We start from the raw sequence: 7,559 nt of genomic DNA on the forward strand, positions 1-7,559 counted from the left end.
AAGCTTGGTGAGTTTTTCAAAGTTTCACCTTCTGTATTCTTTCCAGCTAATCCATCACCAAAACACTTTTCGGAAGTAGCTTAAATTTAATGATGTCAATTAAACCTGAAGAACAAAAAATAACCAGAGCAAGAGAAGCGCTTCAAAGGTCAAGAAATTTGAAGCGCTCCAGAAGAGCTATGGGAGTTGATGGTATCCGCTATTTTGTTAAAGACGTTGATGGAGACTGGTTGAATAATTGGATTGATACAGCACAGTCATAAAGTATGCTAATACAAAAATTATCGCTTGACTGAATTTATGCCTCAGAGAATGGGAACTATAAAGTCATAACTGACATCTTGCACCTCTACGTATTAATTCTTAATTGGAAATATATATGTGTTTAATACTACTAACTTACATAGTCCATTTTAATGGACTTTTGCCATTAGTCCTAGGCGGGTATGAGCGTAGTTATAAACTCTGCAATTAATATTACATACCAGAATGCAGGTGCAAGATACAAGATAACCCTTTGAGACTAATATAGTTAGCTTTAAAAGTATGACTAAATATTTACCACAAGATATTGACCTTTTAGATTTCTTACGCACCAAACTAGGAGATTTAAGTGGTTTTGCCACACTAGCTAATGAATTAATCCAAAATGCTGTTAATTTTGTCCAAAGCCTAAAATAATAAATATCTTAAATATAATACGACATGGTACGTATATAAACTTTAGACAACTAACAGAAAATATTACCTCATACTATAAGCTATAGCTCTGGTTCACTATATAGACAGCAGGCGCCAGCACATAACGTGATTAATGTAGAGACGCGCAAGCGAAGCTTCTCAATTATGAAAATTTACCTTCGGTACACTTCGCTCTGCACGTCTCTACACGTGCCGCAATATATACGAAGATTGATAAGTAAACCTAATCACCCAGGTAAGAATTACTCACCCTAAGAAGTATTGTAACAAAATGTAAAGCGCGTTAATATATGGTTACAGACGCAGAAACGTCTGATACATACACTTTTTAACCGCACTTATACAATCATGACCGCAACTTTACAACGTCGCGAAAGCGCCAACGTATGGGAGCAGTTCTGCCGTTGGATAGCTAGCACCGAAAACCGTTTATACATCGGTTGGTTTGGTGTACTAATGATTCCAACCCTTTTGGCAGCAACCACCTGCTTCATCATTGCATTTGTAGCAGCACCCCCAGTTGACATCGACGGTATCCGCGAACCAGTAGCTGGTTCATTAGTATACGGAAACAATATTATTTCCGGCGCCGTTGTTCCTTCTTCTAACGCTATCGGTTTACACTTCTACCCAATCTGGGAAGCAGCTTCCTTAGATGAGTGGTTGTACAACGGTGGTCCTTACCAGTTGGTAGTATTCCACTTCCTCATCGGCGTATTCTGCTACATGGGTCGTGAGTGGGAACTTTCCTACCGTTTAGGAATGCGTCCTTGGATTTGCGTAGCTTACTCTGCACCTGTTGCAGCAGCAACTGCAGTATTCTTGATTTACCCAATCGGTCAAGGTTCATTCTCCGATGGTATGCCTTTGGGTATCTCCGGAACCTTCAACTTCATGTTGGTATTCCAAGCAGAACACAATATATTGATGCACCCCTTCCACCAACTAGGTGTAGCAGGTGTATTCGGTGGTAGCTTGTTCTCTGCAATGCACGGTTCACTAGTAACTTCTTCCTTAGTTCGTGAAACAACCGAAACCGAAAGCCAAAACTACGGTTACAAGTTCGGTCAAGAAGAAGAAACCTACAACATCGTTGCAGCACACGGTTACTTCGGTCGCTTAATCTTCCAATACGCTTCCTTCAACAACAGCCGCAGCTTGCACTTCTTCTTAGCTGCATGGCCAGTAGTAGGAATCTGGTTTACCTCTTTAGGTATCTCCACAATGGCTTTCAACTTGAACGGTTTCAACTTCAACCAATCAGTAATTGACAGCCAAGGTCGCGTCATCAACACATGGGCAGACATCATCAACCGCGCTAACTTAGGTATGGAAGTAATGCACGAGCGCAACGCTCACAACTTCCCACTCGACTTAGCATCTGGTGAAGCTGCACCAGTAGCATTATCGGCGCCTGCTATCAACGGCTAAAACGAATGATAACTAAATAATTAATCAACGCGAAAGCGTCCCTACTACCAGGGACGCTTTCGCTTTAGGCAGTTTTTGCAGGTTGAGGAATTTGTTGACCCGCAATATCCCAAAAGTTCAACTCACGCGCTCCGTTTGGAGACTGGGTTGTCACTAGGGTTGAACAATATCCAGCAATTGCTCAAAATTTTAGGCGCCATCGAAGTCGAATAAACATAGAACCAGTACAGCAGGCACCCATTCGTCAGACGCGCGTATCTAAATTTTAGTTTTATCCTTACTTTTTTATGACTTTCTACTTTAGCAATCATTTTCTTAGAGGAAACATTGTAATTATGAATACCAGTATCAATCACTTGATTAGATGAGACTTCTGGCTCTTAACTATAGGCGGGTATTTTTAGCTTTACTCTTCTTAATAAAGCTAATTATCTCATTCACACTACAATTATTATTCTGCATTCCAATCACCATAGACACGGCGCCAATTGGAACACCAATACTACGATTCTTCCACTCCCCATCTATCTTCTCTTCCCAATTGAACCCCCACCGCCAGTGCTTCACATTGTCCGGGTCACGTCTGCCTATTACCCTTGGATATGATGCAATTGTTCCATCCTTTAATTTTTTATTCTCCAAGTACTTGTACAAACATCCACATCGTTGCCGACCCAGCTTAAAAGTCTCCGTCGCGAACCTCGAAACATCTGCTTTTAGTACATCAGTTTTTTCCTCTAAGAAATTCACGGGTGTAGTCTGATGCTCTGAACTACTTAAAATTTTTGACTCATTATTTAGTACTTTAGTACCTAAGTGTAGACTTAGTACGGTAATATTTTGATACTCTGATTCCTCTAAGAATTTTTTTGTGTCTACTACATTTGATTTTTCATCTAAATTTTTTGATTGTTTTAGTATATTTGTTTCGGGTTGTAGTTCTTGGTGCCATTCATCTTCCATTCCATTGGTATTGTTTATTACTTTATTAGAGCATTCATACTCAGTCGAAAAAGTAGTATTGTTCAACACTTTTGACTGAGCAATCATTTTCTTAGAGGAATTATTGTTCGTATTAATACCAGTATCAAGTACTTTCTCTTCGGAGACCTCTGGCTCATAGGCGCCAGTATTAAAAAGTGATTCTATTTGGGTAATCTTTTTATGCTTCATTCTCCACCCCTGATTCTTGTTCTTATCGCTTCCCAAAAAGCGTTCATAATGTTTGTACCGTGCGTATAATTGTTCTGCTTGAATGCTTACGGTCGCAGACATGCGCGCTATGGCAAGCGCTCGAAAACTGTCTCATTGACAAGTTATTTACGCTTCTGGAAATTTTCCAACTGCAACATAACCGTTTTTTTCCAGTTGTCACGCTCCCACTTATCAAGTCTTTTACAAATGCGAAAGTTGAATCGCATGTCAATATTGCCTTTAAGATGAAACCACAGGCGCCCTTTATCGCAAGCTTGGCAAACAGGCGTTCTATGCCGTGACGGGTTGTAATCAGCAATTACAAGGGAAGCGATATGCGGTTGTACCCATCCCGTATCGTGGCAACAGAAGCAATGCCACCGGGGCATCTCAAAGATTTCCTCACCCTCCTGAAAAGGTGCCGCAGAGCGAATTACAGGAATCGGCAGAATTTCCTCTATTTCAAAATCCATATGTAGTGCCAGTTAAGTATCAATCAAAACGAACTAAATCTTCTTTAAAAGCCCAATCGAGAAATTCCTTGCGCTCTGGGTCATAGTCGCCATCTAAATAAACAAAAACCCCGTAACCTTCTGTGTTGATAACTTCCAACCACTCCGCACTCTTAGGATGATTTGCCCACTTCGACGAAAGTTTCACAGATGGCTTATTGGTCGCTTTTAACCACTCGTCCCTAATTTCCTCCCAATTAGCCCCAATCCACTTGGAAATTAACTGTGGTGGTTTTGGGAGTTGTTTCGCTTTATTCTCACCAAACTTAAAAAAACTCTCTCTCACAGAGTCAGAGAGAGAGTCTTTAAATTCTTTATAAGTCTTATTAATCTTAGGCGTTTCAACTTCTGCAAGAGAAGGGGTTTCAGGCACCGATTGTTGCGTGGTCGCATCATAGGTTGCCTGGTGGCATTCTGCGTTGTCTGAGGGAACATCTCGTTGCGTGGAGACAACCGCGTTGTATGCAGGCAACACAGATTGCATGGGCGCAACTGTTATTTTTACCCTTACCTGGATTAGCTCCAAGTCGATAAATCCCCTTTCGTTTAACGCTTTCAGCGCGCGGCTAACCGTTGATTTGTGTACCTTTTTTTTAGGGGTGGATAGGTCGGACGCAATGTTGGAAATTGATAATTCTATGCCCTTCTCGTAGGGGTCAAGTGTCCGGATGTAGTACAAAACATCTCTTTCTGATGGTTGTAGCTCATGGCACGCGCGCAGCCACTCGAAGTGTTGTAATCGGTAAAATTTACCCTGTATCTTGTCCACGGCGTCTACACCTCACTACCTGCAAGTGTGACTTCAGATACAGCCTGCATCATAATATATACGTCTAAAGACGCTATCAAGATTCTTTGAATTGTCATATTCTAGATACCTATGGAAAAATGCCGCCTTGTTAGGGTTGTTGTACCTAACAAGGCTATTCGTGTGCCAAGGTTAACCAAGTTAACCCAGCATTGCTTTAGGCTTAATAAAATTAACCTGAGAGCATGATATCATAGAATCATGGCTGTCAGCTTAATCTTAGAGAAAAAAATGGAAATAAACGAATTATTAAAAAAGACGATGGACCGCCACGGCATTAAAGGTAAAGAGTTGGCGGCTCTAATAGACATGACACCAAACTATCTTTCCGAGGTAAGAGCAAGTCGTAAGTGGTTAAGCCACGATAGTTTTATCAAGCTATTAGAAGCAATGGATAAACTTGCTCCAGGCGCCCGTTTGTATTTCTGCCAATTACTAGCAGGAGGAGCATTAAGCCCATTACCAGCGAATGAGCCAAGCATAGTAGAAATAATTAAAACTGCTTCTGACGAAGAAATAGAAGAGGCACTTATTGCGATAGGAAAACGTTGGAAAGAATCGCGAGTCAGCAGTATTAAGAATGATAATGAAACAACAAATATTTATGTAAACGTGGCGCCTGTAGTACCCACAGACAAAATAGCCGTATAGGCTATGATATTCGATGCACACAACAACTTAAGAGCGCATAACAGCAGAGCATCAAGTACCTATTTATAGCGATAAAGCAAACACCACCTCAATAAATTGCTCGTACCAAAGCGCTTCCTATTAGATATCAAAGAATCACATCAACCGAGACGCATCTATCCCGCTTCAAAACCTCTCCCCCAACCTCTCTCTACAAATAGAACAGAGCAAATGTACCCTCCCATTCTCTTGTAGTTGGGGGGTTATAGCAATATCCGAGAAGTGAAAATTTTGAATTTTAGGCTCAAGGGCGCCAGCTAACAGATAACCGAGTAAGCGCTCAGTTCAAATAGCGTAAACCACAATAATTATACAAATGCAAGTAATTGTAACAAATATTTGCAACGTGTCCCATTTTACACGAACCTCGGCACCTGGATTACAAGCGGTCAGTATGCGAATGTACTCCTCTTCAAGGAAACTCTTTTTGTGGGTTAGGTTTTACAGTCTTCTTTGACACGTAACATCAAAAGTCAGAAGTGCCACAAGGAGTCGAAGTGAGTAGCACCCTTGGCACTAAAATTATTAACCGTGATTAACATTTTAGTTTGGATTCTTATCCTTTGCAATCTGCTGTTTTAAGTTGCTTTTTTATATAAAAATATAAAAAATAGAGTCAATATTTAAGCAAAACAAATATTAGTAAAACTTGAGACTGCTCTCTTTAAAAATGATTGGTACTACCTCATAATTATAGAGGTACAGTGACGGTACAGAAGTGTTACTAAAAAACCTGTTTGTGCCTTTTTTTATCCTGTTTTGTACCTGTTTTTTAGGTACTGAGTGCCAAAATAGTACTAACGGGAACAGAAAAATAGTACCAATTTTGAGCGCGGTACAGATAAAATTTCAAAAAATATTTTTTTTTAGGGCACATAATATGGATCCATAGAAAAAAAATTTTGCGTTGCTCTTGGTAGTGTACCAGGGTACTAAATTTAGTATTGGCGACTGTCTGAAATTAAAATTACTGTTTCAATGCACTGTTTTGAAGCTGTTTTCGGTACAAAAATCGTCGTTTTTTAGGTACAAAAACCGCTTTTTGCTTGGTACAGGCACGGTACGGGAAGGAGTTTAAGTTAGTTTGATTTCTGATTTCCGAGATATTATTAAGCTATTAATTATAAGTAAGTTTGAGCTAGTACCAAAATTTTATGGTGCGGTACGGCTTACTAACTGCGTATAGTAATTCTACAAGTTTTAATAAGTAATGAAATACGCTCCCCGTTTGATTGAGTGAGCGGAGTTGTTTTTTGGCGCCAGCGTTCTTATTACTGCGTTCAATGCTCTGGTGATGCGGCGCCTCTTCAATGAAACTCGTGATATTTTTTCCAGAGTATTTGGTGCTTGTGTACTAATTGGGCAGTTTTGCGTAGCTCAACGGATGTCAGTGTGTGGAGGGTTGAGCGTTAATGAAAAAGTGCATTGTCGTGAACACAAATATCTCTATGAGTGGTGAGAAGTCCCAGGAAATCGTTACTTATAAGTCGGGTCAGCTGGCTAAGATAGCTGGTGAGTTACGACATGGGAGTGATTTTTTAACTGAGTTGCAGCAGAAGGCGGGGACTACGCAGCGAGGGTATGCGGGGAATATTAAGTTGTTTTTTGAGTATTTTTTAAGTCGGGCGCCTACACAAGATGATGTTGAAGAGTTTTGGGGTTTGGATGAGGAGTCTGCTAATACGTTGATTTTGAAGTTTAAGAATTATTTGGTTGCTTCGGGTAGGAAGTCGGCAACGGTTAATCGGTATCTTGCGGCTATTAAGTTTTTGATTAAAGCGGGGAGGAATTTGAAGCGGTGCAGTTATCGGTTTGATAGTGACCGCATTGAGTCGATGCGGGTGACTAAGTACAGGGATACTTCTGGGGTGAGGGTGGATGAATATAATAAGGTGTTTGATGTTATTGATGTGAGGACTGATAAGGGGAAGCGCGATTATGCTTTGTTTTTACTGTTTTGGTCGAATGTGCTGCGACGCTCTGAGATTGCCAAGTTGAAGGTGAGTGATTTTGATTATCAGGAGTCGGTACTGCGGGTGTTTGGGAAGGGTAAGGGGAATGATGATGTGAGGGTGGATTTGAATAAGACTGTTGCGGACGCTATATATAGTTGGTTACGTTGCCGTGATAGTGTGAAGCCAACTGACCCGCTGTTTATTGCTATGGATTTTCATAATTTTGGGCGCCAGTTGAGTGGGGATGGGCCACAGCACGACAAGAGA

8 protein-coding genes are annotated in these 7,559 nt (G+C 40.7%); 5 read left to right on the forward strand and 3 right to left on the reverse strand.

Annotation, left to right across the window (positions count from 1 at the left end; genetic code table 11):
* Nucleotides 1–89 precede the first annotated feature (89 nt).
* From AC2JBO_RS40500 to AC2JBO_RS40510, 3 genes are all read left to right on the forward strand, one after another.
* Nucleotides 90–263 (forward strand): hypothetical protein, encoded by a 174-nt coding sequence (locus AC2JBO_RS40500; RefSeq protein WP_496959279.1) that lies wholly within the window; start codon nucleotides 90–92, stop codon nucleotides 261–263.
* A 787-nt stretch (nucleotides 264–1,050) separates the two neighbouring features.
* Nucleotides 1,051–2,133: a photosystem II q(b) protein gene (gene psbA, locus AC2JBO_RS40505; RefSeq protein WP_496959280.1), complete on the forward strand. Its 1,083-nt coding sequence runs from the start codon at nucleotides 1,051–1,053 to the stop codon at nucleotides 2,131–2,133.
* A gap of 75 nt (nucleotides 2,134–2,208) precedes the next feature.
* On the forward strand, nucleotides 2,209–2,346 hold the full coding sequence (locus AC2JBO_RS40510; protein WP_157230100.1) for a hypothetical protein: 138 nt from the start codon (nucleotides 2,209–2,211) through the stop codon (nucleotides 2,344–2,346).
* 171 nt (nucleotides 2,347–2,517) lie between these two features.
* Here AC2JBO_RS40510 and AC2JBO_RS40515 read toward each other — a convergent pair whose 3' ends face one another.
* From AC2JBO_RS40515 to AC2JBO_RS40525, 3 genes are read right to left on the reverse strand one after another with little or no spacing between them, the layout of a single operon-like run.
* Nucleotides 2,518–3,408 (reverse strand): hypothetical protein, encoded by an 891-nt coding sequence (locus AC2JBO_RS40515; protein WP_496959281.1) that lies wholly within the window; start codon nucleotides 3,406–3,408, stop codon nucleotides 2,518–2,520.
* A gap of 41 nt (nucleotides 3,409–3,449) precedes the next feature.
* The gene (locus AC2JBO_RS40520; RefSeq protein ID WP_496959282.1) at nucleotides 3,450–3,800 is read right to left on the reverse strand and encodes a hypothetical protein; all 351 of its coding nucleotides are present in this window, start codon (nucleotides 3,798–3,800) and stop codon (nucleotides 3,450–3,452) included.
* A 19-nt stretch (nucleotides 3,801–3,819) separates the two neighbouring features.
* Complete coding sequence (locus AC2JBO_RS40525; protein ID WP_496959283.1) at nucleotides 3,820–4,608, reverse strand: helix-turn-helix transcriptional regulator; 789 nt, start codon at nucleotides 4,606–4,608, stop codon at nucleotides 3,820–3,822.
* A 270-nt stretch (nucleotides 4,609–4,878) separates the two neighbouring features.
* Here AC2JBO_RS40525 and AC2JBO_RS40530 point away from each other — a divergent pair, with 270 nt between their 5' ends.
* Together AC2JBO_RS40530 and AC2JBO_RS40535 are read left to right on the forward strand one after the other, a co-directional pair.
* Nucleotides 4,879–5,298 carry an XRE family transcriptional regulator gene (locus AC2JBO_RS40530; protein WP_496959284.1) on the forward strand — a complete coding sequence of 140 codons (420 nt, stop codon included), beginning with the start codon at nucleotides 4,879–4,881 and terminating at the stop codon, nucleotides 5,296–5,298.
* Between the two features lie 1,487 nt (nucleotides 5,299–6,785).
* The coding region (locus AC2JBO_RS40535; RefSeq protein WP_496959285.1) for a tyrosine-type recombinase/integrase at nucleotides 6,786–7,559 on the forward strand (774 nt) is incomplete at its 3' end.

It is taken from the genome of Calothrix sp. CBUCES-K 9914, from assembly GCF_059640475.1.